The organism is Dyella ginsengisoli (genome assembly GCF_044904665.1).
In the GTDB taxonomy this organism is placed as follows: Bacteria; Pseudomonadota; Gammaproteobacteria; order Xanthomonadales; family Rhodanobacteraceae; genus Dyella_A; species Dyella_A ginsengisoli.
Genome location: NZ_JADIKM010000003.1, coordinates 579,695 through 604,619, shown reverse-complemented (window position 1 = coordinate 604,619; position 24,925 = coordinate 579,695). Strand labels below are relative to the sequence as shown.

20 protein-coding genes and 1 tRNA gene are annotated in these 24,925 nt (G+C 67.2%); 12 read left to right on the top strand and 9 right to left on the bottom strand.

The genetic code is table 11. The features are described from left to right. The first annotated feature begins 4 nt into the window (after window positions 1-4). The 5 genes from ISP17_RS13050 (at window position 5) to ISP17_RS13030 (ending at window position 4,143) form a co-directional block, all read left to right on the top strand. On the top strand, window positions 5-1,042 hold the full coding sequence (locus ISP17_RS13050) for an agmatine deiminase family protein (protein WP_404633802.1): 1,038 nt from the start codon (window positions 5-7) through the stop codon (window positions 1,040-1,042). Between the two features lie 32 nt (window positions 1,043-1,074). Beyond that, the gene (locus tag ISP17_RS13045) at window positions 1,075-1,965 is read left to right on the top strand and encodes a carbon-nitrogen hydrolase (RefSeq protein ID WP_404633800.1); all 891 of its coding nucleotides are present in this window, start codon (window positions 1,075-1,077) and stop codon (window positions 1,963-1,965) included. A gap of 97 nt (window positions 1,966-2,062) precedes the next feature. After that, on the top strand, window positions 2,063-3,310 hold the full coding sequence (locus tag ISP17_RS13040) for a TraB/GumN family protein (protein WP_404633798.1): 1,248 nt from the start codon (window positions 2,063-2,065) through the stop codon (window positions 3,308-3,310). 139 nt (window positions 3,311-3,449) lie between these two features. Then, window positions 3,450-3,773 (top strand): c-type cytochrome, encoded by a 324-nt coding sequence (locus ISP17_RS13035; RefSeq protein WP_404633796.1) that lies wholly within the window; start codon window positions 3,450-3,452, stop codon window positions 3,771-3,773. A 19-nt stretch (window positions 3,774-3,792) separates the two neighbouring features. Then, complete coding sequence (locus ISP17_RS13030) at window positions 3,793-4,143, top strand: c-type cytochrome (RefSeq protein WP_404633794.1); 351 nt, start codon at window positions 3,793-3,795, stop codon at window positions 4,141-4,143. A gap of 70 nt (window positions 4,144-4,213) precedes the next feature. Here the strand turns inward: ISP17_RS13030 and ISP17_RS13025 are convergent, their stop codons facing one another. Next, a complete protein-coding gene (locus ISP17_RS13025) occupies window positions 4,214-4,822 on the bottom strand; it encodes an NfuA family Fe-S biogenesis protein (protein WP_404633792.1) in 609 nt (202 codons plus the stop codon). Between the two features lie 155 nt (window positions 4,823-4,977). Between ISP17_RS13025 and ISP17_RS13020 the strand changes: the two genes are divergently transcribed. Together ISP17_RS13020 and ISP17_RS13015 are read left to right on the top strand one after the other, a co-directional pair. Next, on the top strand, window positions 4,978-5,319 hold the full coding sequence (locus tag ISP17_RS13020) for a 4a-hydroxytetrahydrobiopterin dehydratase (RefSeq protein WP_404633790.1): 342 nt from the start codon (window positions 4,978-4,980) through the stop codon (window positions 5,317-5,319). Between the two features lie 2 nt (window positions 5,320-5,321). Beyond that, the gene (locus tag ISP17_RS13015; protein WP_404633788.1) at window positions 5,322-6,779 is read left to right on the top strand and encodes a CPBP family glutamic-type intramembrane protease; all 1,458 of its coding nucleotides are present in this window, start codon (window positions 5,322-5,324) and stop codon (window positions 6,777-6,779) included. Here ISP17_RS13015 and ISP17_RS13010 read toward each other — a convergent pair. Further along, on the bottom strand, window positions 6,757-7,725 hold the full coding sequence (locus tag ISP17_RS13010) for an RluA family pseudouridine synthase (protein WP_404633786.1): 969 nt from the start codon (window positions 7,723-7,725) through the stop codon (window positions 6,757-6,759). The genes ISP17_RS13015 and ISP17_RS13010 overlap by 23 nt on opposite strands. A gap of 343 nt (window positions 7,726-8,068) precedes the next feature. On the opposite strand from ISP17_RS13010, the gene ISP17_RS13005 reads away from it, so the two are divergent. Next, complete coding sequence (locus ISP17_RS13005; RefSeq protein WP_404633784.1) at window positions 8,069-11,089, top strand: Rne/Rng family ribonuclease; 3,021 nt, start codon at window positions 8,069-8,071, stop codon at window positions 11,087-11,089. A 62-nt stretch (window positions 11,090-11,151) separates the two neighbouring features. Here the strand turns inward: ISP17_RS13005 and ISP17_RS13000 are convergent, their stop codons facing one another. Further along, complete coding sequence (locus ISP17_RS13000; RefSeq protein ID WP_404633782.1) at window positions 11,152-11,808, bottom strand: response regulator; 657 nt, start codon at window positions 11,806-11,808, stop codon at window positions 11,152-11,154. Between the two features lie 629 nt (window positions 11,809-12,437). On the opposite strand from ISP17_RS13000, the gene ISP17_RS12995 reads away from it, so the two are divergent. Beyond that, entirely contained in the window at window positions 12,438-13,136 is a 699-nt protein-coding gene (locus tag ISP17_RS12995; RefSeq protein WP_404634310.1) for a peptidylprolyl isomerase, read from the top strand. Window positions 13,137-13,140: 4 nt separating this feature from the next. Then, window positions 13,141-13,869: a UDP-2,3-diacylglucosamine diphosphatase gene (locus ISP17_RS12990; protein ID WP_404633780.1), complete on the top strand. Its 729-nt coding sequence runs from the start codon at window positions 13,141-13,143 to the stop codon at window positions 13,867-13,869. Between the two features lie 91 nt (window positions 13,870-13,960). Here ISP17_RS12990 and ISP17_RS12985 read toward each other — a convergent pair. The 6 genes from ISP17_RS12985 to ISP17_RS12960 all read right to left on the bottom strand — a co-directional run bounded on the left by ISP17_RS12985 (window position 13,961) and on the right by ISP17_RS12960 (window position 19,543). After that, window positions 13,961-14,053: transfer RNA gene (locus tag ISP17_RS12985), tRNA-Ser, on the bottom strand. A 70-nt stretch (window positions 14,054-14,123) separates the two neighbouring features. Then, window positions 14,124-14,330, bottom strand: a complete 207-nt coding sequence (csrA, locus tag ISP17_RS12980) for a carbon storage regulator CsrA (protein WP_404633778.1) — start codon at window positions 14,328-14,330, stop codon at window positions 14,124-14,126. Window positions 14,331-14,588: 258 nt separating this feature from the next. Next, window positions 14,589-17,225 carry an alanine--tRNA ligase gene (alaS, locus tag ISP17_RS12975; protein ID WP_404633776.1) on the bottom strand — a complete coding sequence of 879 codons (2,637 nt, stop codon included), beginning with the start codon at window positions 17,223-17,225 and terminating at the stop codon, window positions 14,589-14,591. Between the two features lie 83 nt (window positions 17,226-17,308). Then, on the bottom strand, window positions 17,309-17,794 hold the full coding sequence (locus ISP17_RS12970) for a regulatory protein RecX (RefSeq protein WP_404633774.1): 486 nt from the start codon (window positions 17,792-17,794) through the stop codon (window positions 17,309-17,311). Window positions 17,795-17,828: 34 nt separating this feature from the next. Continuing rightward, the gene (gene recA, locus ISP17_RS12965) at window positions 17,829-18,866 is read right to left on the bottom strand and encodes a recombinase RecA (protein ID WP_404633772.1); all 1,038 of its coding nucleotides are present in this window, start codon (window positions 18,864-18,866) and stop codon (window positions 17,829-17,831) included. 167 nt (window positions 18,867-19,033) lie between these two features. Then, the gene (locus tag ISP17_RS12960; protein ID WP_404633770.1) at window positions 19,034-19,543 is read right to left on the bottom strand and encodes a CinA family protein; all 510 of its coding nucleotides are present in this window, start codon (window positions 19,541-19,543) and stop codon (window positions 19,034-19,036) included. Window positions 19,544-19,636: 93 nt separating this feature from the next. Here ISP17_RS12960 and mutS point away from each other — a divergent pair, with 93 nt between their 5' ends. Then, window positions 19,637-22,210, top strand: a complete 2,574-nt coding sequence (mutS, locus tag ISP17_RS12955; protein ID WP_404633768.1) for a DNA mismatch repair protein MutS — start codon at window positions 19,637-19,639, stop codon at window positions 22,208-22,210. Window positions 22,211-22,649: 439 nt separating this feature from the next. Continuing rightward, window positions 22,650-24,809: a catalase/peroxidase HPI gene (gene katG, locus ISP17_RS12950; RefSeq protein WP_404633766.1), complete on the top strand. Its 2,160-nt coding sequence runs from the start codon at window positions 22,650-22,652 to the stop codon at window positions 24,807-24,809. Window positions 24,810-24,925 lie beyond the last annotated feature (116 nt).

The window sequence follows — 24,925 nt, the reverse complement described above, 5'->3', positions numbered from 1 at the left end:
CCCGATGAACGACTCCACCCTGCGCCTGCCGGCGGAATGGGAACCGCAGGCCGCGGTGCTGATTGCGTGGCCGCATGCCGACACCGACTGGGCCGAGCGCCTTGCTTCCGTCGAAACCACGTACGCCGCGCTGGCCGCTGCGGTGACTCGGTTCGAATCGCTGGTGATCGTGGTGCCGGACGCTGCGGTGCGCGGGCATGCCGAAGAGCTGATCCGCGCCGCCGGCGCCGAGCTGGCGCGCGTGCGTTTCGTCGAGCTTCCCTACGACGACACCTGGCTGCGCGACTCCGGCCCGCTGACGCTGCGCAATGATGCGGGACAGTTCCAGCTCACCGATTTCCGCTTCACCGGCTGGGGCGGCAAGTTCGGCGCCGAGCAGGATGACGCGCTGGTCGCCGGTCTGGTGGAAGCCGGCGTGTTCGGGCACGCCGCGCACAAGCGCGTGGACTGGGCGCTGGAAGGCGGTGGCGTGGAAAGCGATGGCGCCGGCACCGTGCTAACCACCTGGCGCTGCCTCACCCAGCGTCACCCGGAACAGTCGCGCGAGGAGATGAGCGCGATCCTGCGCGACAGCCTGCATGCCTCGCGCATCCTGTGGCTGGACTTCGGCTACCTGGAAGGTGACGACACCGACGCGCACATCGACACCCTCGCCCGCTTCGCGCCCGGCGATCGCATCGTGTTCCAGGCTTGCGACGACGCCAGCGACCCCCACTTCGACGAGCTGCAGCGCATGGCCGGCGAGCTGGCCGCGTTGCGCACGACCGACGGCAGACCGTACACGCTGTATCCGCTGCCGTGGGCCAAGCCGATCGTCGACGAGGGCCGCCGGTTGGCGGCGTCGTACGCGAACTACCTGATCGTCAACGGCGCCGTGCTGGTGCCGGCTTACGGCGACGCCGCGGACGACGCGGCGGCGCGGATCATCGGCGAGGCGCATCCCGGCCGAGAGGTGGTGCAGGTGCCGTGTCGCCCGCTGATCTGGCAGAACGGCAGCCTGCACTGCATCACCATGCAGCTGCCGGCCGGCTTGGTCGACTGACCGACGACGTTCCAAGACACAGGATTGACGACATGACCCGCAAGACCCTCAAGGTGGCCCTGCTGCAGGAAACCCATCGCGGCAGCCGTGATGCCAACCTCGACGCGATCGAGGCCGGCCTGCGCGAAGCGGCCGCCGCTGGCGCCGAGCTGGTGCTGCTGCAGGAGCTGCACAACGGTCCGTACTTCTGCCAGCGCGAGTCGGTGGACGAGTTCGACCTGGCCGAGACGATTCCCGGCCACAGCACCGCGCGGATCGGCCGGCTCGCCGAGGAACTCAAGCTGGTGGTGGTCGCTTCGCTGTTCGAGAAGCGCGCCACCGGGCTGTACCACAACACCGCCGTGGTGTTCGATCGCTCGGCGGCGATTGCGGGCAAGTACCGCAAGATGCACATCCCGGATGATCCGGCGTTCTACGAGAAGTTCTACTTCACGCCCGGCGACCTGGGCTTCGAGCCGATCGACACCTCGGTCGGCCGGCTCGGCGTGCTGGTGTGCTGGGACCAGTGGTACCCGGAAGCCGCGCGCCTGATGGCGCTGGCCGGCGCCGACCTGCTGCTCTACCCCACCGCGATCGGCTGGGACCCCAACGACGCGCAGGACGAGAAGGAACGCCAGCGCGAGGCGTGGGTCACCGTGCAGCGTGGCCATGCGGTCGCCAACGGCCTGCCGCTGCTGTCGTGCAACCGCACCGGCTACGAGGCGGATCCGTCGGGCGTGGGCTCGGGCATCCAGTTCTGGGGCACCAGCTTCGTGGCCGGGCCGCAGGGTGAATTCCTCGCCCGCGCGGGCACCGACGCGCGCGAACTGCTGATCGTCGACGTCGACATGGCGCGCAGCGAGCACGTGCGGCGCATCTGGCCGTTCCTGCGCGACCGCCGGATCGACGCCTACGGCGACCTGCTCCGGCGATTCCGGGACTGATCGCCCCGCACAGGCTGAACCGTGCCGCAGGTCCGGCTTGTCGGGGCGTGGCGCGGTCCCCATGCTTGGACTTCCCCCTGATGGATCTGCCCCGCGCATGAGTCTTGACGCGATTCCCACCGACGCCCTGCGCGAAGCCTTGCCACAGGCGCTCGTCGACCAGCCGATCGAGCGCGTGCAGCGCGATGGCGTGGAATACGTGCTGCTGGGCACGGCGCACGTCTCGCGTGCAAGCGTGGATGCGGTCAACGCCATGCTGGCGCACGAAAGCTTCGACGCCGTGGCGATCGAGCTGTGCGAAAGCCGCGCCCAGGGCATGCGCGATCCGGACGCGTTCCGGCAGACCGACCTGTTCCAGGTGATCCGGCAGGGCAAGGCCGGCATGGTGGCGGCGAGCCTGGTGCTGTCCTCCTTCCAGCAGCGCCTGGCCGACCAGTACGGCATCCAGCCCGGCGCCGAGATGAAGGCGGCGATGGACGGCGCCGAAGCCCGTGGCACGCCGATGTGGGTAGTCGATCGCGACGTGGGCACCACGCTCAAGCGCGCCTGGCGCAGCGTCGGTTTCTGGCAGCGCTTCGGGCTGCTCGGCGGATTGCTGGCCAGCGTGTTCGACCGCGAGGACATCGCCGAGCACGAGATCGAGAAGCTCAAGCAGAGCGATCTGCTGGAGAGCGCCTTCAGCGACTTCGCCAGCCAGTCCGAGCCGCTTTATCGCAGCCTGATCGCCGAACGCGATGCCTACATGGCCGCGCGACTTCGCGAGGAGGCTGCGCGCAGTCCGACCAGCGCGGAACGCCGCGTGCTGGTGGTGATCGGCGCAGGTCACCTCAAGGGTCTGGCGACCCAGTTGCGCGATGGCCAGGACGATCCCGCCACCACCGTTGCCACGCTGGCGCAGACGCCGCCCAAGGCGCGCTGGCCGAAGTGGGTGGCGGTCGGCCTGGTGATCGCGGTGTTCGCATTGATCGCCTACGCGTTCCATCGCAACACCGCGCTGGGCACCCAGGTGCTGATGAACTGGGTGCTGTTGACCGGCGGCTTCGCGGCGCTCGGCGCGCTGGTGGCCGGCGGTCACCCGCTCAGCATTGCCGCCGCCTTCGTCGCCGCACCGATCAAGCCATTCCGCCCGGGTATCCCCGCCGGCGGCATCAGCGCGATGGCCGAGGCGTGGGTGCGCAAGCCGCGCGTGGGGGACTTCGAGACGCTGCGCGACCAGGTCGGCCACTGGAGTGGCTGGTGGAAGAACCGGGTGGCGCGCACCCTGCTCAACTTCTTCCTGGTCAGCGTGGGCACCCTGATCGGCGAGTACAGCGCCGGCATCCACATCCTCAAGAGCCTGTTCTGAGCGCAAGAACATGCCGCGCCGGAAGCGGCCGCTGCGGCGCGCCGCCACGGCGCCGCGCTGTTGTCGCTGCTTGCAGCCAACGACTATACTTCCGCGACTTTGTTGCCCTGTACCGGCCGGACTCGTGGGAAAAAACTCAATGACTCGACTGCAACTGCTTGGCCTTGCCGCGGCCGCCGCCCTCTTCACCATCGGCAGCGCGCACGCTGAAGGCGACAAGGCCGCCGGACGCAAGCTCGTCTACACCTGCAACGGTTGCCACGGCGTGGAAGGCTATGCCAATGCCTACCCGGACTATCCGGTACCGCGCATCGCCGGCCAGAACGAGCAATACATCATCAATGCGCTGCACGGCTACCAGAGCGGCGAGCGCACCCACCCGACGATGATGGCGCAGGCGCAGAGTCTGTCCGACAAGGACATCGAAGACATCGCCGCCTATCTCTCCAGCCTTGCCAAGTAAGCCGTACAGAGGATTCCGCATGACCCGTGCGTTCACCCTGCTTTCGTTCGCCGCACTGGCGTTCGCGTCCACCTCGCTGATGGCGGCGGGCAATCCCGAGGCCGGCAAGACCAAGGCTGCGGTCTGCTTCGCCTGCCACGGCGCCGACGGCAACGCCGTCGATCCGCAGTACCCGCGCCTCGCCGGCCAGTACAACGCGTACCTGCAGCAGGCGCTGCACGAGTACAAGAGCGGCGGTCGCAACAACGCCATCATGAAGGGCTTTGCCGCCACGCTGTCCGACCAGGACATCGAGGACATCACCGCCTATTTCTCCAGCCTGCCGACCAAGCTCAGCACGCTGCAGGGGCATATCCAGGGCGACAGGTAATTCGCTCCGGCGAGTCGCCTGCAAAAAAAGCCCGCGCAAGCGGGCTTTTTTGTGCGCGCGTGGCCTGGCTTCAGCCGATCGCCGAACGGCCCTGCTTGCCTTCGTAATACGGCTTGGCGCCGCTGGCGTGATCGGTGGCGTCGCGCACCGCGGAGATTTCCGGCACCCGCTCGCGCAAGGTTTTTTCCACGCCCTGCTTGAGCGTGACGTCGACCATGCCGCAACCGTGGCAACCGCCGCCGAACTGCAGCATCACCACGCCGTCGGCGTCGATCTCGCGCAGGCTCACGCGACCGCCGTGCGAGGCCAGTCGCGGATTGATCTCGGACTCCAGCACGTACTGCACCCGCTCGATCAGGCCGGCATCGGCGCCCGGCTGCTTGCCCTTGATGCCGGGCGCACGGATGTTGAGCTGACCGCCGGTGAGGTTGGGCTCGTAGTCGATGGTGGCGCCATCCAGCCAGCGGGCGCTGTCGCCTTCCACATAGAACTGGAAACCGGCGCATTCGATGATCCATTCGTTGCCGGTGAGGTCCGTGCGCTCGCAGAACTCCAGCTCGCAGTTGGCGGCCGGCGTGCCGGCGTCCACCACGCGCAGGCGAATCCCCAGACCATCGCCGCCCTGCTGGGCGAGAAGCTTGAGAAAGTGCTGCTGGGCGCGCTCGGAAATGTCGATCATGGGGACTCCGGGAAATGGCTGACCGACCGCGATGACGGGTGTCGATCAAAACAGCACCATTTTAGTACTGTTTTAGCCCGACGTGCTCGCTTTGACTTTTGCCGGCGCAGCTTGGACCCTTCGCATCCCGCACGGCACCTGCATTGGAGATACGCATGAATTCCACCGACCTGGCCAACCAGCACTGCGTTCCGCGCAAGGGCAGCGAGCACGCGCTGGACGCGGCGCAAGTGCGGGATCTGCTGGCCGGCCTGCCGGGCTGGTCGCTGGCGTCGGAAGGCAAGGCCATCGTGAAGGATTTCCGCTTTGAGGACTTCCACCGCACGCTGGGTTTCATCAACGCGGTGGGTTTCATGGCGAACCGGCAGGATCACCACCCCGACCTGGAAGCGGGTTACGGCCACTGCCAAGTGCTGTGGTCCACCCACGACGTGGGCGGGCTCTCGCTCAACGACTTCATCTGCGCGGCGAAGGTCGAAGCCCTGCTCGCGCACTGATCGTGGCGTCGTCCGCCCGCGGCATCCTCGTCAAGACTGGCTGGCTGCTGGCGGTTGCGGCGACATTGCTTGCGTTCCGCCTGCTGGCTGGCGCACTCACCGCACACCACCTCGCGCAGGAGGCCCGCAGTGAGCTGGCCTTGCTGAGAGCGGGCCAGCCGCTGTGGCGCTGGACGTTCACCACGACGGAGGATCTGGTCGCAGGCCGCGCGTTCGGCCACGCCGACGTGCAGGCGGTCGACGACGGTCTGCGGATCACCAGCCGCGACGGCACGCCGTTCGATCTCGGCCTGCCGATCGCGCGCGGGCTGGACCTGACGCACTGGCCGATCCTGCATCTCGATCGCCGCGGCAAGGAGCCCGTCACGCTTTCTATCCTCTGGCAGGCGCCCGGATCGGCCACTTGCGCGAGCGCACCGATGACCTGGCGCGATGCCCACCTTGACCTGGACCTGCGCGCCATCGACGCCTCGGCGCCTGGCACCGAACGCTGCGCACTTCCAGCGAACGCCGACATGCTTCGATTGCGCCTGACCGTGACCCAAGGCCAGGAACTGGTGCTACGGACGGCATCCCTGCTGGCGGCTGATCCGCATGCGCTCGTCCCGACGCCACAAGATCTGGTGGGCTCATCCGCACGTTCCTCCGGTATGGCCGTGCCGATCGTGCGGTTGCCTGCGGCGGCCAGCGCCGAACAGATGCTGGCTCGCCGCGACGAGGCGGTGGCCTGGCGTCCGGCAGCCATCGTGATCGCGGATGGAACGTCGCTCGCCGGGAGCCCGGCGGGTCCCATGCCGAGCTGGTTGTCCTGGGTCGGAGCCGTCGCATATGCGCTGGCGCTTCTGGTGCTCTCCCGCCGCCCGCGACCCGCGCTGCCGACCCTGCTGGCGGGAATGCTCGGTCCGCTGGTCCTCATCGCCGGCCTGCAGTGGGGACAACGGCCCTCGGTACCTGCCGTGATCGCCCTCGGTGCGGCGCTGGCTTTCGTGTTCCGGATTCAGCACAAGGTAGCGCCGCCGAATTGGCGATGGGTGGGAGCGTGGCGATCCGCCAGCTGGTGGTGGCCGCTTGCCATGATCCCGCTGGCGCTGTCGGTGTGCCTGATCTGGGGACACGCCTTGGAACCCGTGCAGCTGCGACGGGCGCTGGTCTATCTCGGCTGGGCGACGCTGCAGCAGTGGTTGGTGTTGGGCTTTGCGCTGGGGCAGCTTGAGAAGTTGCTGCCCGCAGCTTGGGCGGTGCTTGCCGCCGGGCTGCTGTTCGCCCTGTTGCATGTTCCGAACGGCGCCCTGATGCAGCTGTGCTTTGTGGCCGAGCTCGCCTGGGCGTGGTGTTTCACCCGGCAACGTGCGCTGCTGCCGATCGCCTTGGCCCATGCCGCCTGCGCGCTGCTGGTCGGCGCGGGATTAATCGGCGACGGCTTGCGCTCGCTGGAAGTCAGCGCGCGCTTTTTCCTTTAGAACCTAGGTTCTCCAGGAAACTCCTCAAGTCATCCGGCAACGGCGTCGAGAAGCTGTACGAGCGCCCGTCCAGCTCGAAACTCATGTGCGAGGCATGCAGGAACAGCCGCTGCAGTCCCATCTCGCGGAAGCGCTTGTTGGCCTCGCGATCGCCGTATTTCGGATCACCGGCGAGCGGATGGCCGACATGGGCGGCATGCACGCGAATCTGGTGCGTGCGCCCTGTGCCCAAGGTCGCCTGCATCAGACGGGCGCCCGGATACTGCTCGAGTTCGCGGAAAAAAGTGAGTGACGGCTTGCCGTTATCGGACACTCTTACCATGCGCTCGCCGCCCTGAAGCACCGACTTGGCGAGCGGGGCGTTGACGTCGAAGCGCGCCTTGGAAGGATGCCCCACCATCAAGCAGAGGTACTGCTTGACGACCTGGCTGTCGCGGATCGCCGCCTGCAGGCCGGTCAGGCCGGCCCGGGTCTTGGCGAAAACCAGCACCCCGCTGGTGTCGCGATCCAGCCGGTGCACGAGTTCCAGATGATCGGTAGGGCGCGCCGCCCGCATCAGCTCGATCGCGCCATGACTGACCCCGCTGCCACCGTGGCTGGCCATCCCGGTCGGCTTGTCGATCACCAGGAAATGCTTGTCCTCGAAGATCACCGCCTCGGACGCCGAGGCCATCTGTCCGGCACTCGGCCCCTGCGTCTCGGGGCGCTCTGCGACGCGGACAGGGGGAATCCGCAGCATGTCGCCCGCCGTGAGACGGGTATCGGGCTTGGCCCGCTTGCCGTTCACCCGCACCTGGCCGGTGCGCAGGATGCGGTAAATCATGCTCTTGGGTACGCCCTTGAGCAGGGTCATCAGGGCGTTGTCGATCCGTTGGCCATCCCGTTCCGGGCCGACCTCGACTTGACGCACCCCTTGAGATACGTCGGGGGAAGTTACCGTCTGCATTGAAAAAAATCCGCTTCGATAGGATACTCGGCCGGCGCTTTGCCCGTGTCCGATCAGATCGATCGGACCGGCCCGTCCGTCACGTCGGCGAGGATTGCGCCGGCCGCCTCCCCCGGGCAGCCGGTCGCTGCTCCCTTTCATCGTAACGGTTCGGATTGCGGTTTGTCCGATCGGCTTCCATGGCGTCGGGGATCCGCGGCGCAGTGACCTAGGAATCATCGCCGGCACCCGGAATGGTGCCGTACTTTTGCCGCTTGACCGTAGCGGCGCGATCCCCGGCAGGCCGCCCGAAGCGGCGCCACCGAGGCACGCGACGCGCGGCAAGTCGAAGGAAAACAACACAATGAAACGCATGTTGATCAACGCAACTCAGCGTGAAGAGTTGCGCGTGGCCATCGTCGATGGCCAGACCCTGTACGACCTCGACATCGAGATCCCCTCCCGCGAGCAGAAGAAGGCCAACATCTACAAGGGCCGCATCACTCGCGTCGAGGCCTCCCTTGAGGCCTGCTTCATCGACTACGGCGCCGAGCGCCACGGTTTCCTGCCGATCAAGGAAATCGCCCGCGAGTACTTCACCCCGGGCCTGGACCCGAACAAGGCGAACATCCGCGAACTGCTGAAGGAAGGCCAGGAGCTGGTCGTCCAGGTCGAAAAGGAGGAGCGCGGCAACAAGGGCGCCGCCCTGACCACCTACATCAGCCTCGCCGGCCGCTACATGGTGCTGATGCCGAACAACCCGAAGGCCGGCGGTGTCTCCCGCCGGATCGAGGGTGAGGACCGGCAGGCCCTGAAGGAAGCGCTGGATCACCTCAAGGTGCCCGACGATGTCGGCCTGATCGTGCGCACCGCCGGCATGGGTCGCGACGCCGAAGAGCTGCAGTGGGACCTGGATTATCTGCTCACACTGTGGCGCTCGATCTCCGAGGCCGCCAGCAAGCAGCGGGCGCCGTTCCTGATCTACCAGGAATCGAAACTGTTCATCCGCGCCCTGCGTGACTACCTGCGCAACGACATCGGCGAGATCCTCATCGACGAGGAGTCGCTGTACAACGATGCGCGCGAGTTCATGCAGCAGGTGATGCCCAACGCCCTGCGCAAGCTCAAGCTCTACAAGGACGACACCCCGCTGTTCTCGCGCTACCAGATCGAGACGCAGATCGAGAGCGTGTTCGATCGCCAGGTGCGCCTGCCGTCGGGCGGCTCGATCGTGGTCGACCAGACCGAGGCGCTGACCGCGATCGACATCAACTCGGCCAAGGCGACCAAGGGCGGCGACATCGAGGAAACCGCGTTCAACACAAACTGCGAGGCGGCGGTGGAAATTGCCCGCCAGCTGCGCATCCGTGACGCCGGCGGCCTGATCGTCATCGACTTCATCGACATGGACAGCCCGCGCCACCAGCGCGAAGTGGAAGAGAAGCTCAAGGACGCGCTCAAGCTCGATCGCGCCCGCGTGCAGATCGGCCGCATCTCGCGCTTCGGCCTGCTGGAAATGTCGCGTCAGCGCCTGCGTCCGTCGCTGGGCGAGGCCACTCAGGTCGTCTGTCCGCGCTGCGAGGGCCATGGCCACATCCGCGGCATCGAATCGCTGTCGCTGTCGACCCTGCGACTGATCGAAGAGCATGCAATGAAGGACAACACCGGCCAGGTGCTGGTGCAGGCGCCGCCGGAAGTGGCCAACTTCATGCTCAACGAGAAGCGCGCCAGCGTGGTCGAGATCGAGCTGCGCAACAAGGTCCACGTCGTCATCGTGGCCGATGACAAGCTGGAAACGCCGCACATCCAGATCCAGCGGATCAAGGAAGCGGAGATGGGCGAGCACAGCAAGCCCAGCTACGAGCGCCTCACTGCGGTCGAAGCCTCGCCGATTCCCAAGATGGGCCAGGCGCTCGGCAGCAGCGAGCAGCCCGCCGTCAGCGGCGTGGTGCCCTCCTCTCCTGCCCCCGTGCGCGAGGAAACCGCCGCGCCGGCACCGGTGGCCGCGCCGCCGCGCCGCGCACCGGCTCCGGTGACTGCCGCGCCGGCACCGTCCTCGGGCGGCATACTGTCCCGTCTGCTGGGATGGTTCCGTGGTCCGGATGAGGCCCCGGCAAAATCCGCCCCTCCCTCTCCGAACGATGCCTCCGGTCGCCGCCAGGGTCCGCGCCGCGACGAGCGCGCCCGAACCGGCCAGGGAACTGCGCCGACTGGGAGCAATCGCGGCAGCCAGCCCTCCGGTCGCCGGGAACCTGCAGCAGGCAACGCCCCTCGTGGCAACGCCAATGCATCGGGCAAGGGCAACCGCCAGCGCGGCGAGCAGCCGCAGGGCGGCGGCGGTCAGTCGCGCCATGCGCAGGCAGCAGCCACGCCGCGTCAGGAACCGCGTGCCCCGCGTGCCACGCAGTCGCCGCAGCGCATCGATGAAAAACCCTCCAGGAGCGATGTGGCGGTGAGTCCGCCGGCCACCACACGTGCCGAGCGTCAAACCCAGCAGGTGCGCCCGACCACCGATGTCGAGCGAACGAGCGACGAAACCAAGCCGGCATCCGTCGATGCGGCCGTGGTTGCCTCGGTAGCGGGCCCGGCCCAGCCGGACGCGGCGAACGAGGGCGAAGGCGGTGGAGCACGCCGCCGCCGCGGCCGCCGCGGTGGTCGTCGCCGTCGTCGCCAGGATGAGAATGCAGCGCCGACGACCGCGGAGGCCTCGCAACAGGCCAAGGCACTCGATGACGAGGATCGCGACGACGCCGTGAGCGACGACGCCGACCCGTCCATGGCGAAGGCCGTGGCGACGACGGCCAGCACGGACAATGCGCCGAACTCGCCGAAGGACGTAGCGGCGCCCGCCGTTGACCGCCCCGAGCTTGACGCTGCGGAGCCGCAAGGCGCACCCGATGCGGCAAAGATCGTTGCTCCGCAAGTCGGCTTGGGCATCGCACCGTCTGCGGACCTTGCCGCTGCTGACGCCCCGGTGTCCGAGGCGCGGGTGACCGCAGCGCCTGCGTCATCGTTCAACCTGCCCATCCTGCCTCCGATTCCGGATCAGGTGGCCGAGGCTAAGGAAGATGCGCCAACGACTCCCGCCGCCACGCCGACTTTCGAGGCAGAGCGAATGACGAGTGCTGTCGCACCAGCTCCGGTGTCAGCGGCGCCCACCCACCTGGAGCCGCATGTGGAGCCGGTCAATCTGCCCGCGCCGCCTCAGCCCATGGCAGTTGCCGAAGCGTCTCCGCCGGTCGATCAGCTGCCCGCACAGCGCAAGCCGGAACCGTCGCAAGGCGACCTGCTGGCCGCCACCGCCGACGGAGATGAAGCTGGCACCCCAGTGGATCGCGAGGGTGGCGCAGAGCCGCACAAGCGGGATGACTCCACGGCCGGCTGATCAACGCCAGAAGCACAAAAAAACCGGGCACAGCCCGGTTTTTTTGTGCTCATCGAAGCCTGTCAGGCGCTGGCGTGCTGCTGGTTGGCGGTATCGATCAGCCCATGCACCGCCATCAGGTGCGCGAGGCTGATCACGTGATCAACGTTGAGCTTTTCCATCAGGCGCTGCTTGTAAGTGGAAACCGTCTTCGGGCTGAGGTTGAGCTGTTCGCCGATGAGCGTCAGCGGTTTGCCCCGCACCAGCATCATCGCAACCTCCAGCTCACGGCTGGAAAGCGTATCGAACGGCGACTCGGTTCCATCCAGCGTGGCAAGCGCCAGTTGCTGGGCCACGGCAGGTGCGAGGTAACGACGACCGGTGGCCACCTGCCGTACCGCCGCCAGCAGCTCTTCGGCCGAACATCCCTTGGTGAGATAACCCAGCGCGCCCGCGTCCAGCAGGCGCTTGGGAAAGCGCGCGTCGTCCACCACCGTCACGATGACAATGTGGGTATGCAGCTTGGACCGGACCACACGCTCGGTGAGCTCGATGCCACTCATGCCGGGCATATGCACATCCACCAGCGCGATATCCGGAGCCAGCGTGCGGATCAGGCGAAGGCCCTCCTCCGCAGTTCCCGCTTCGCCGCGAATACGGATGTCCGGCTGCTGCTGCAGGATCATCCGGAAGCCGGTTCGCACCAGCTCGTGATCGTCCACCAAGACAATATTGATCACTTCATACCCTCCTTGGGTGATGGCTGCAGAGGCAAGCGAGCGCCTGCTGCATGATAGGCGCCTTCGCGCCGACTGACAGCCCGGGCCTACCTGCCCTGGCTCTTTGAAAGCTGTCGATAGCGGCCAAGCCCCGGACTTGCCGCAGCGCGGCCACGCAGGCCGCCCTGTCAGATTGCCATCAAGGCGTCGATGCCGTCGTCAGAACATGCCTACATCCGGCGTGCGCGGAGGTCGGGCTGATTGACCGGCCGCCGCCCTTGCAGGCACATCCGCGGGAGTACCCGCCGGCCACTTTACCCGTCGGCCATCGACTCCATCCCCTGCCGCCTGGCCATCTCATCGCCTCGACGGGTTCGTGCCTCGGAACACCAGGAAACAAGATCATTTCGAACCATGACCGCCTCTGGCGATACAGGCGAGTCCTTGCGATTACCCAGCATCCCTGCAAACAACCGCATTCCGCGTCGCAACGCGAAGTGCGCATTCATCGTTTGCATGTGGCATCTCCACAGCTGCCCCTGCGCAGCCGCAAAAACATGCTAGCAATCCTTCACTTCTCGTGCACGCCGCAATGCACCCGAATCATCTCGGCCGCGTATCATGGGGAATCCCTTGCGTGCGCGAGTCCCATGTTCAAAACCTGCCTGCTCTCCTTGCTGTTGGTCGCTCCGGTCGTGCTGAATGCGCAAAGCGCATCGAAGGATGCTTCGCCTCCACCGGCGCCTGCGCCCCAGGTGGTTCTGCACACGACTCAAGGCGACATCACGATGGAGCTGTATCCGGACAAGTCGCCGAAAAGCGTGGCCAATTTCCTCCAGTACGTGCGTGACGGCTTCTATGCAGGCACGGTGTTCCATCGCGCCATTCCGGGTTATCTCGTCCAGGGTGGCCTCTACACCCGCGACCTGCAGCCCCGGCGCACTCGCCCGGCGATCGCCAGCGAGGCGGACAATGGGCTGTCCAACCTGCGCGGCACGGTGGCGGTGGCGCGCGGCGCCGATCCCAATTCCGGTACCTCGCAGTTCTTCTTCAACCTCGTGGACAACCGCCGGCTGGATTTTGTCGGCAGCCAGAGCGGCCTGACCTGGGGCTATGCCGTATTCGGCAAGGTTGTCAAAGGGATGGACGTGGTCGACAAGATCGCCGCCCTGCCGACCCACGCGCTCGGCCCGTTTGCGGGTGACGTACCCAATCCCATCGTGGTGATCACCGGCGCCGAGGTCGTGGGTGAGCCCTCACCCAGCGCCATGGACGCCAAGGCAACGTCTGCAGCCTCCGGCACGCGGGCCAAGCCGACCACCAAGGCCAAGTCCGGTGGCAAGCGCTGACGCGATGGCAACTCTGCTCATTTCCGACCTGCACCTGGACGACAGCCGGCCGCACATCACCACTCTTTTCGAACGTTTGCTCGCCGGCCCGGAAGTGCGCTCGGCCCAAGCGCTGTACATCCTGGGCGATCTCGTGGAAGCCTGGATCGGCGATGACGACGATGCGCAGTTGCCGGCTCGGATCGCGGCCGCCACACGCGCGGTGAACGACGCCGGTGTTCCGGTGTACTTCATGGCGGGCAACCGCGACTTCTTGCTTGGCGAGTCGTTCGCACGCCGCGCCGGCCTGACCCTGCTCGACGACGGCACGGTGCATGACATCGAGGGGCGCCGCACGTTGCTGATGCATGGCGACGTGCTGTGCACCGATGACATCGCGTACCAGGCCGTCCGCAGGCAGGTGCGTCAGCCGCAGTGGCAGGCGCAGATTCTGGGCATGCCGCTCGATGCCCGTCGTGCTTTTGCCGCCAAGGCCCGTGAGGACAGCCGTGCACATACCGGCAGCACCGGGGAAGCCATCATGGACGTCAATGCCGATGCAGTCGCCGAAGCCATGCGCAGCGCCGGCGTCACCCGGCTGATTCATGGCCACACGCACCGTCCGGGCATCCATCACTTCGATCTGGACGGCCAAACGGTCGAGCGCATCGTGCTGGGCGACTGGTATGAGCAGGGCTCACTGCTGCGTGTGTCCCGCCACGCTGTCGAACTGTCGGGCCTGCCCATCTCCTGAGCGAAATACGAGCTGCGACACCTGTATTGCGCGAGCCGGAAACAGCATTCCGAAAACGCAAAACGCCCCACGAAGGGGCGTTTTGCGTAACTGGCGGAGAGAGAGGGATTCGAACCCTCGATAAGGCTTTTGACCCTATACTCCCTTAGCAGGGGAGCCCCTTCGGCCTCTCGGGCATCTCTCCGTATTTGTCCGCATTGCTGCAGAGCCGGCAAGGATACTGACCGACGCGGTCGAGGTAAAGCCTTGTGTGCTTACTCGGCGGTGTTCTCGCCCGAACCTGCGTTGCCGGACTCGTTCTCGCCCTTGATCCGCTGATAAATTTCTTCGCGATGCACCGAGACGTTCTTGGGCGCATTGATGCCGATACGCACCTGGTTGCCCTTGACGCCGAGAACGGTAACGGTCACCTCGTCACCGATCATCAGGGTTTCACCGACCCGGCGGGTCAGAATCAACATGATTTGCTACTCCATAAAATGGTGTGGTTACAGGCCATCTGACTGACGAGACCTCACCCCTGAGTCCGCCAACAGTTCGACGACAGTTTCCGTCGAAGGCCTTTCCGCCTTCCCCGGCTTCAGCCAAGGCGAACAACTTGTCTTGGCAGGCAGTACCACCGCAACGAGTGGTACTGGCAATCCGTTGATACTAGCCGAGCGTCGCCGAGCCGCGCAATCAGCCTTTGGTTGAAAGCGCCACCGTTCAGCGTCCAGGAATCAGCCGGCCAGGCGCTCGCCGACCCACGCCGGCAAGGCACTCAACAGATCGGGCAACTGCGGGGCATCGTTGCCGCCGCCCTGCGCCATGTCCGGCCGCCCGCCGCCCTTGCCGTCGATCTGGGCAGCGACATGGGCCACCACGTCGCCGGCCTTGATGCGACCCAGCGCCTTGCCGTGCACGCCGGCCACCAGGGAGGCGCGACCGTCCGCCGCACCGGCCAGCAGCACCACGCAGTCGCCCAGCTGCTGCTTGAGCTGGTCGATGCTGTCGCGCAGGGCCTTGGCATCGAGCCCCTCCAGCCGCGCGGCGACCACCTTGATGCCGTCGACCACCTGCGCCGAGCTGGCCAGGTCGGCCGTGGCTGAACCTGCCGCCTTGGCACGCAGGGATTCCAGTTCGCGCTCCAGCTTCTTCTGCTTGTCGAACAACTGGCGCAGCTTGTCGACCACCTCATCGCCATTGCCCGAGAGCAGGTGTGCCAATTCGCCCAGTCGACGCTCCTCGTCTGCCACGTAGGCCAGCGCGCCGGCTCCGGTAACCGCCTCGATGCGGCGCACGCCGGAGGCCACGCCGGCCTCGCTGACAATCTTGAACAGCCCGATATCGCCGGTACGCCCCACGTGCGTGCCGCCGCACAGCTCGGTGGAGAATTCGCCCATCTTGAGCACGCGCACTTCGTCACCGTATTTCTCGCCGAACAGCGCCATGGCACCGAAGGCGATCGCCTCGTCGTAGCCCATGTTATGGACCTCGGCCGGTGCATTACGGCGCACCTCGGCATTGACCAGCGCCTCGACCTCGGCCAGCTCCTCGCGGCTCATCGGCTTGAAGTGGGCGAAGTCGAAGCGCAGTCGCTCCGGTGCCACCAGCGAGCCCTTCTGCGTGACGTGGTCACCAAGCACCTTGCGCAACGCCGCGTGCAGCAAATGGGTGGCCGAATGGTTCAACACGACCGATTGCCGGCGCGCCTCGTCCACCTGCGCGGTCACGATATCGCCACGACGCAGCGGCTGAACGCCGCGCCACGTGCCGGCATGGCCGAAGAACACGCCCCCCATCTTGAGCGTGTCGGATACCTCGAAGCGACCGGCCGCAGCCGCCAGTGCACCGGTATCGCCCACCTGGCCGCCAGACTCGGCATAGAACGGCGTGCGATCTAGGATGACCAGCCCTTCCTCGCCCTGGGCCAGCTGATCGAACTGCTTGCCGCCGCGCACGATGCCGACCACCTTCGCGCCCTCGGCCCGAAGCGCGTCGTAACCGAGAAACGCGGTGGGCTGCAGCTGGCTGGCGAGATCGGCCGGCATCAGGCCCTTGGCCTCGAACTTGCCGGCGGCGCGGGCGCGCTCGCGCTGCTCATTCATGGCCTGCTCGAAGCCGGCCATGTCGACTTCCATGCCGCGCTCGCGCGCGATGTCGGCGGTGAGGTCGACCGGAAAACCATAGGTGTCGTAGAGGCGGAACGCGTCGACGCCCGGGATCGTCGTCCCGGACCTGCCGGCCACCTCGTCGAACACGCGCATGCCGTGCTCCAGCGTCTCGCCGAAGCGCTGCTCCTCGGTACGCAGCGCGTCTTCGATGAAAGCCCGCTTCGATGCCAGCTCCGGATAGGCGTCCCCCATCTCGACCACCAGCGGCGCCACCATCTTCCAGAAGAAATCGCCGCGCACGCCCAACATCCAGCCGTGGCGCAAGGCGCGGCGGATGATCCGGCGCAGCACGTAGCCGCGACCTTCGTTGGACGGCAGCACACCATCGACGATCAGGAACGAGCAGGCGCGGATGTGGTCGGCGATCACCCGCAGCGACTTGTTCGCCAGATCCTTGGTCGCGGTGAATTCGCCGGCCTTGCGGATCAGGTGCTCGAACAGGTCGATCTCGTAGTTCGAATGCACGTGCTGCAGCACGGCTGCGAGGCGTTCCAGACCCATGCCGGTGTCCACGCACGGCGCCGGCAGCGGCGAGAGCGTGCCGTCCGGCGCGCGATCGAACTGCATGAACACCAGGTTCCAGATCTCGATGTAGCGGTCGCCGTCCTCGTCCGGCGAGCCGGGTGGGCCGCCGGCCACGTCGGGGCCGTGGTCGTAGAAGATCTCGGTGCACGGGCCGCAGGGACCGGTGTCGGCCATCTGCCAGAAGTTGTCCGAGGCGAACGGCGCGCCCTTGTTGTCGCCGATACGCACGATGCGCTCGGCCGGCACGCCGACCTCCTTGTTCCAGATGTCGAAGGCTTCGTCATCGGTGTGGTAGACGGTGACCCACAGCTTGTCCGTCGGCAGCTTGAGGACGTCGGTGAGCAGCTCCCACGCCCACACGATCGCCTCGCGCTTGAAGTAGTCGCCGAAGGACCAGTTGCCCAGCATCTCGAAGAAGGTGTGGTGGCGCGCGGTATAGCCCACGGCATCCAGGTCGTTGTGCTTGCCGCCGGCGCGCAGGCAGCGCTGGACGTCAGCCGCACGCACGTACGGCAGCTTCTCGCTGCCCAGGAACACGTTCTTGAACGGCACCATGCCCGAGTTGGTGAACAGCAGCGTCGGGTCGCTGGACGGTACCAGCGAGGCGGACGGCACGATCGCGTGGTCCTTGGCGCGGAAGAATTCGAGGAAGGCGGTACGGATATCAGCGGTTTTCATGCGGGCTTCTGGCGATGAGGCCATCGAAAAATCCGATGGCTGAAACAAGGCCACGCCGCGGCGACGCCGCGTCAACCGATACGTCAGTCGTCGTCGGCGTCATCCACTTCGGCGTGGGTAACATTTCGTACTGTGGCGGCGGAAAAGCCGCGACGCAAGAGGAACTGCGCCCGTTTGGCGCGTTCGGCGTGGTCCGCGGCGGGCTTGCCGCCGTAGCGCTTGCGCAGCTGGCCGGCGGCGCTGGCCAGCCAGTCGGTGTCGGCATCCTCCAGCAGCTCGCGGATGGTGGCGTCGTCGACGCCGTGGGTCTTCAGTTCCATGCGGATGCGCACCGGGCCGTAGCCCTGACCGGCGCGATTGCGCACCAGCATGCCGGCGAAGCGCTCGTCGTCCTGGTAGCGCTGCTCACCCAGCCGATCGAGGGCGGCAGTGGCCTCGTCCGGCTCGTAGCCGCCCTGCCCCAGCTTGCGCTTCAGCTCCCGCCGCGACTGTTCACGACGCGCCAACAAGCCCAGCGCCTTGTCATAGGCGCTGGGCTTGGGGCGATCGTTGTCGTTGCGCCGCTTCATCCGTGCCGGAACGCTGGGCGCGGATCACTCCGCATCAGGCGTCGGCGTCGACCGCCTCTTCGGCGGCGGCCGGGGCGGCCTTGCCGCTGACCAGCAGGCGGGCGCGCAGCTGCTGGTCGATCTCGTTGGCGATGGCCGGGTTGTCGCGCAGGAACTGGCGCACGTTCTCCTTGCCCTGGCCAATGCGCTCGCCGTTGTAGCTGTACCAGGCGCCAGACTTGTCGATCAGGTTCTCGCGCACGCCCAGCTCGATGATCTCGCCCTCGCGCGAAGTGCCCTCGCCGTAGAGGATCTCGAACTCGGCCTGGCGGAACGGCGGCGCCACCTTGTTCTTGACCACCTTCACGCGGGTCTCCGAGCCGATCACCTCGTCGCCCTTCTTCACCGCGCCGGTGCGGCGGATGTCCAGGCGCACCGAGGCATAGAACTTCAGCGCGTTGCCGCCGGTGGTGGTCTCGGGGCTGCCGAACATCACGCCGATCTTCATGCGGATCTGGTTGATGAAGATCACCAGGGTGCCGGACTTCTTGATGTTGGCGGTGAGCTTGCGCAGCGCCTGGCTCATCAGGCGGGCGTGCAGGCCCACGTGCGAATCGCCCATCTCGCCCTCGATTTCCGCCTTGGGCGTGAGCGCGGCGACCGAGTCGACCACCACCACGTCCACCGCGTTGGAGCGCACCAGCATGTCGGCGATTTCCAGCGCCTGCTCGCCGGTGTCGGGCTGCGAGATCAGCAGATCGTCCAGGTTCACGCCAAGCTTTTCCGCATAGGTCGGATCGAGCGCGTGCTCGGCGTCGACGAACGCTGCAGTGCCGCCGTTCTTCTGACAGTTGGCGATCACCTGCAGGGTGAGCGTGGTCTTGCCCGAGGATTCCGGACCGTAGATCTCGACTACGCGACCGCGCGGCAGGCCGCCGATGCCCAGCGCGATGTCCAGGCCCAGCGAGCCGGTGGAGACCGTCTCGATGGCCTCGTTCACGCGGTCGCCGAGGCGCATCACGGCGCCCTTGCCGAACTGCTTTTCGATCTGGCCGAGAGCCGAGGCGAGCGCCTTGCGCTTGTTGTCATCCATCGTGGGAATCCTGCGGTAGCTGTGAAAAGGGGTGGCTGGAGGAGCAAGCCCGCATGATGCGCCGAGGCAATCTCACGGGCTGCGATAGGCCGGAGGGCGAGTATCCCATACCGGTCAAGCCGTTCCCGTGGGCGCGACAGCGCGCCCGGCGATCGGCACGCGCCAGCTCAGTCCGTCAGTTCCTTGCCCAAGCCGTCGAGGGCCGCGGCCACGGTCTGGCGGCGGATCGCGTCGCGATCGCCCTGGAAATGGAACAGCCGCGCGTGGGCATAACCGCCACGCCGCTTCCAGCCGATCCACACGGTACCGACCGGCTTGCCCTCGGTGCCGCCGGAGGGGCCGGCGATACCGGTCACCGCCACGGCGGCGCCAGCGCCAAAGCGCGCCAGCGCACCGGACACCATCTCCAGCACGGTCTCCTCGCTCACTGCGCCGGTGCGTTCGAGCGTGCGCGGATTGACCCCCAGCAGCGCCTCCTTCGCCTCGTAGCTGTAGGTGACCACGCCAGCGTCGAACCAGGCCGAGCTGCCGGGCAAGTCGGTGAGCACCTTGGCGATGAAGCCGCCGGTGCACGATTCGGCCGTCACCAGCATCAGCTTGCGTTCGCGCATCAGGACGGCGACGCCCTCGGCGAGCTCGCGCAGCTGCGCATCGGTAGGAACGGACGACGACTCCATGCGAGACTCCCGTGCTTGAACGAAGCGCCGCATCCGGCGCGAAGCCCTCCGTTCTACCCGTTCCGCGCGACCGAGCCAAGACCCGCCCCACGCATGAGCCACGACGATCTTTCCCAGCACACGCCGCTGATGCGCCAGTACCTCTCGGCGAAGGCGGCGCACCCCGACGTGCTGCTGTTCTTCCGCATGGGCGACTTCTACGAGCTGTTCTACGACGACGCCCGCAAGGCGGCGCGACTGCTCGACATCACGCTGACCCAGCGCGGCGCGTCGGCCGGCGCGCCGATCCCGATGGCCGGCGTGCCCTATCACGCGGTGGAAAACTACCTGGCACGGCTGGTGAAGCTGGGGGAGTCGGTGGCGATCTGCGAACAGATCGGCGACCCGGCGCTGGCCAAGGGCATCGTCGAGCGCAAGGTGGTGCGCATCGTCACTCCCGGCACGGTGACTGACGCCGCACTGCTGGAGGAACGCCGCGACAACCTGCTGCTGGCGATCGCCGCCGGCCCGGGCGGCGCCTACGGGCTGGCGTGGGTGGATCTGTCCAGCGGCCGCTTCCTGCTCAGCGAAGTGCCCACCGCCGAAGCGCTGGCCGCGGAACTGGCGCGGTTGCAGCCGGCCGAAACGCTGATCGACGAGAACGTGGCCTGGCCCAAGCTGGTCAGCGCCCTGCCCGGCCTGCGCAAGCGTCCGCCGTGGCATTTCGACAGCGATGCAGCGCGGCGCGAACTGAACCGTTTCTTCGGCACGCGTGACCTCGGCGGCTTCGGCGTCGACAAGCTGCCGCTGGCGGTGGCCGCCGCCGGCTGCCTGCTCGGCTACGTCGAGGAAACCCAGAAGAGCGCGCTGCCGCACCTCACCGGCATGGCGGTGGAAAGCGCCAGCGAGACCATCGCGCTGGACGCCGCCACCCGCCGCAACCTGGAGCTGGATACCCACCCCAGCGGCCGCACCGAACACACCCTGCTCGGCGTGCTGGACGAGACGGTCACACCGATGGGTGCGCGCCTGCTGCGTCGCTGGCTGAACCGGCCGCTGCGCTCGCGTGCGGTGCTGCGCCAGCGCCATCAGGCGCTCGGCCTGCTGATCGACAGCCGGTGCCACCTGAGCCTGCGCGAGACGCTGCGCGGCATCGGCGACCTGGAACGCATTCTGGCCCGCGTGGCGCTGCGCTCGGCGCGGCCGCGCGATCTTTCGACCCTGCGCGACGGCCTCGCCGCCGCGCCCGAGCTGCGCGGTCAGATCGCCGCGCTGGACAGCCCGCTGTTGCACGCGCTGGTCGAGCGCATCGGCGACCACGCCGATACCGCCGCCTGGCTGGCCCGAGCCGTGGTCGCGCAGCCGCCCGCGCTGCAGCGCGACGGCGGCGTCATCGCCGACGGCTACGACGCCGAACTGGACGAGCTGCGCCGACTCTCCACCCATGCGGACCAGTACCTGGTCGAGCTGGAGGAACGCGAGAAGGCCGCCAGCGGCATCGCCACGCTGAAGGTCGGCTACAACCGCGTGCACGGTTACTACATCGAGATCAGCAAGGGGCAGTCGGACAAGGCGCCGACACACTACACGCGCCGCCAGACCACCAAGAACGCCGAGCGTTACATCACCGAGGAGCTGAAGAGCTTCGAGGACAAGGTGCTCTCGGCCAAGGAGCGCTCGCTGATGCGCGAGCGCGCGCTGTACGAAGCGCTGCTCGACCAGCTCATCGAAAAGCTCGAACCGCTGAAGGCCGCCGCCTCGGCGATCGCCGAGCTGGACGTGCTGGCCACCCTGGCAGAACGCGCCGAAGCGCTGGACTGGGCCGCGCCCGCACTCACCGACGAGCCCGGCATCGCCATCGAGCGCGGCCGCCACCCGGTGGTGGAGAAGGTGCGCGACGAGCCGTTCGAGCCGAACGACCTGATGCTCGACGACGCCCGCCGCATGCTGGTGATCACCGGCCCCAACATGGGCGGCAAGAGCACCTACATGCGCCAGAATGCGCTGATCGTGCTGCTGGCGCACATCGGCAGTTACGTGCCTGCGAGTGCAGCGACAATCGGGCCGGTCGACCGCATCTTCACCCGCATCGGCGCCGGCGACGATCTCTCGCGCGGCCAATCCACCTTCATGGTGGAGATGAGCGAGACGGCCAACATCCTGCACAACGCCACCGAGCACAGCCTGGTGCTGATGGACGAGGTCGGCCGCGGTACCAGCACCTACGACGGCCTCGCGCTGGCCCGCGCCAGCGCGGTCCACCTGAGCACCCACTGCCGCGCCTGGACGCTGTTCGCCACGCACTATTTCGAGTTGACCGAGCTGGCCGGCGAATACCCCGGCATTGCCAACGTGCATCTGGACGCTGTCGAGTACGGCGACCAACTGGTGTTCATGCATGCCGTGAAAGACGGTCCGGCCAACCGCAGCTTCGGCCTGCAGGTGGCCGCGCTGGCCGGCCTGCCCAAGCCCGTGATCGCCGATGCCCGTCGTACGCTGGCCCAGCTGGAAAAAGGCATGCACCCGGGCGGCGCCGTGCCGCGCCGCGAGGAAGTCTCGCCGCAGCTGGGGCTGTTCGCCCCGCCAACGCCGTCGGCGCTTGAACAGCGGCTGGCGGACGTCGATCCCGACGCACTGTCCCCGCGCGAGGCGCTGGAAGAGCTATACCGGCTCAAGGCGCTGGGCTGATCCTGGCCACCGGTGCAATGCCGGCTGACACACGCCGGTCGACGCACGCGGATATCGTGCAAGCGGACGCACGATTGTCCTAGTCGATCCGTGCGCTGCAGCATAGCCTGTGGCTATCGATCGAATCGGAACAAACGAATTCCCCCGCGGCATAGCGCGGACTAACGTGCATGGGCCGCGACGGTATGCGAGCAGCCGCCAGCCCCGTCGCAACTCGGCCTGCCCTGTCCGGAGGCAACGATGTTCGCAGTCGAGACGATCGTCCCGATGACCTCCCCGAAGGAGGCCGCTACCGCGGGCGGACTTTCGCCGGCCGTCGCTATCCGGGAGCGCCGCCCCACCCTCGCCCGGCGTCACCGGGTTCCCCATTTTTCAACGGCACTCGGTTCACGGAAGCTGATCGAGTCGCCTGACCCACACGGACCAAGGGAGAGCAAACATGTCCACCGAAGCGAAGTGCCCGTTCCACGCCGCCACGACCGGCACCACCAACAAGGACTGGTGGCCGAAGCAGTTGCGCCTTGAACTGCTGAGCCAGCATTCGGAGAAATCCAATCCGCTGGGCAGGGCGTTCAACTACCGCGACGAGTTCAACAAGCTCGACTACACCGCGCTCAAGCGCGACCTGCTCGCCGTGATGACCGATTCGAAGGACTGGTGGCCGGCCGATTTCGGCAACTACGCCGGCCTGATGATCCGCATGGCCTGGCACAGCGCCGGCACCTACCGCGTGGGCGACGGCCGCGGCGGCGCCGGGCGCGGCCAGCAGCGCTTCGCCCCGCTCAACTCGTGGCCCGACAACGTCAGCCTGGACAAGGCACGCCGCCTGCTGTGGCCGGTGAAGCAGAAGTACGGCCAGAAGATTTCCTGGGCCGACCTGATGGTGCTCGCCGGCAACGTCGCGCTGGAGTCCACCGGCTTCAAGCCGTTCGGATTCGCCGGCGGCCGCGAGGACGTGTGGGAGCCCGACCAGGACGTGTCCTGGGGCGAGGAGACCGAGTGGCTCGCGCTGAGCACCACGCCGAACAGCCGCTATGCGCACAACAAGCCGGGCGAACGCAGCATCGACAACCCGCTCGCCGCCGTGCAGATGGGCCTGATCTATGTGAACCCGGAGGGCCCCGACGGCAAGCCCGATCCGGTCGCTGCCGCGCACGACATCCGCGAGACCTTCGCCCGCATGGCGATGAACGACGAGGAGACCGTGGCGCTGATCGCCGGCGGCCACACCATCGGCAAGACCCACGGCGCCGGCCCGGCTACCTACGTGGGTACGGAACCGGAAGCTGCGCCGATGGAGCAGCAGGGCTTCGGCTGGACCAGCACGTACGGCAGCGGCAAGGGCAAGGACACGATCACCTCCGGCCTGGAGGTGACCTGGACCCGCACGCCGGTGAAGTGGAGCCACGACTACTTCAACTTCCTGTTCGACTTCGAATGGGAGCTGGAGAAGAGCCCGGCCGGCGCGCACCAGTGGGTGGCCAAGGGCGCCGAGGCGATCATCCCCGGCCCCACGCCGGACTCGCCGCCGCGCAGGCCCACCATGCTCACCACCGATCTGTCGCTGCGCTTCGACCCGGCCTACGAGAAGATCTCGCGCAGGTTCCGCGATGATCCGCAGGCGCTGGCCGACGTCTACGCCCGCGCCTGGTTCAAGCTCACTCACCGCGACCTCGGCCCCAAGGCACGCTACATCGGCCCCGAAGTGCCGACCGAAGACCTGCTGTGGCAGGACCCGCTGCCCACGGCCACGCACCATCCGAGTGCCGCCGATATCGCCGACCTCAAGGCGAAGATCGCGGCGTCTGGCCTGAGCGTCGCGCAACTGGTGTCGACCGCCTGGGCCTCGGCCTCCACGTTCCGCGGCGGCGACAAGCGCGGTGGCGCGAACGGTGCGCGCATCCGCCTCGCCCCGCAGAAGGACTGGGCGGTCAACGCGATGGCAGTCAAGGCGCTGCCGAAGCTGGAGGAAATCCAGAAGGCCTCGGGCAAGGCCTCGCTGGCCGACGTGATCGTGCTGGCCGGCGGCGTGGGCATCGAGATGGCGGCCAGGGCGGCCGGCGTGCAGGTAGAGGTGCCCTTCTCGCCGGGTCGCGTCGACGCCAGCGCCGAGCAGACCGACGTGGAGTCGTTCCAGTACCTGGAGCCGTTCGCCGACGGATTCCGCAACTACGCCCGGCCCGGCTCGGAGGCCAGCGCCGAGCACCTGCTGGTCGACAAGGCCCAGCTGCTCACCCTCACCGCGCCGGAGATGACCGCGCTGATCGGTGGCCTGCGCGTGCTCGGCGCCAACTTCGACGGCAGCAGGCATGGCGTGTTCACCAGCCAGCCCGGCGTGCTGAGCAACGACTTCTTCGTCAACCTGCTGGACATGGCCACCGAGTGGAAGCCGGCCGGCGACCACTTCGAGGGTCGCGATCGCAGGACGGGCGCGGTGAAGTACACCGGCACCCGCGCCGACCTGGTGTTCGGCTCCAACGCGGTGCTGCGTGCGCTGGCCGAGGTCTATGCCAGCGCCGACGGCAAGGAGAAGTTCGTGAAGGACTTCGTGGCGGCATGGAGCAAGGTGATGAACCTGGACCGCTTCGACCTCGCCTGAGGACTGTGCCCCGGCGCAAGATGCGCCGGGCCATCTTGAGACATCGCAGGCAAGAACGAAGAAGGCACGGGTGAATTCACCCGTGCCTTCTTCGTTAACCGGCCCCGCGGTGGCGA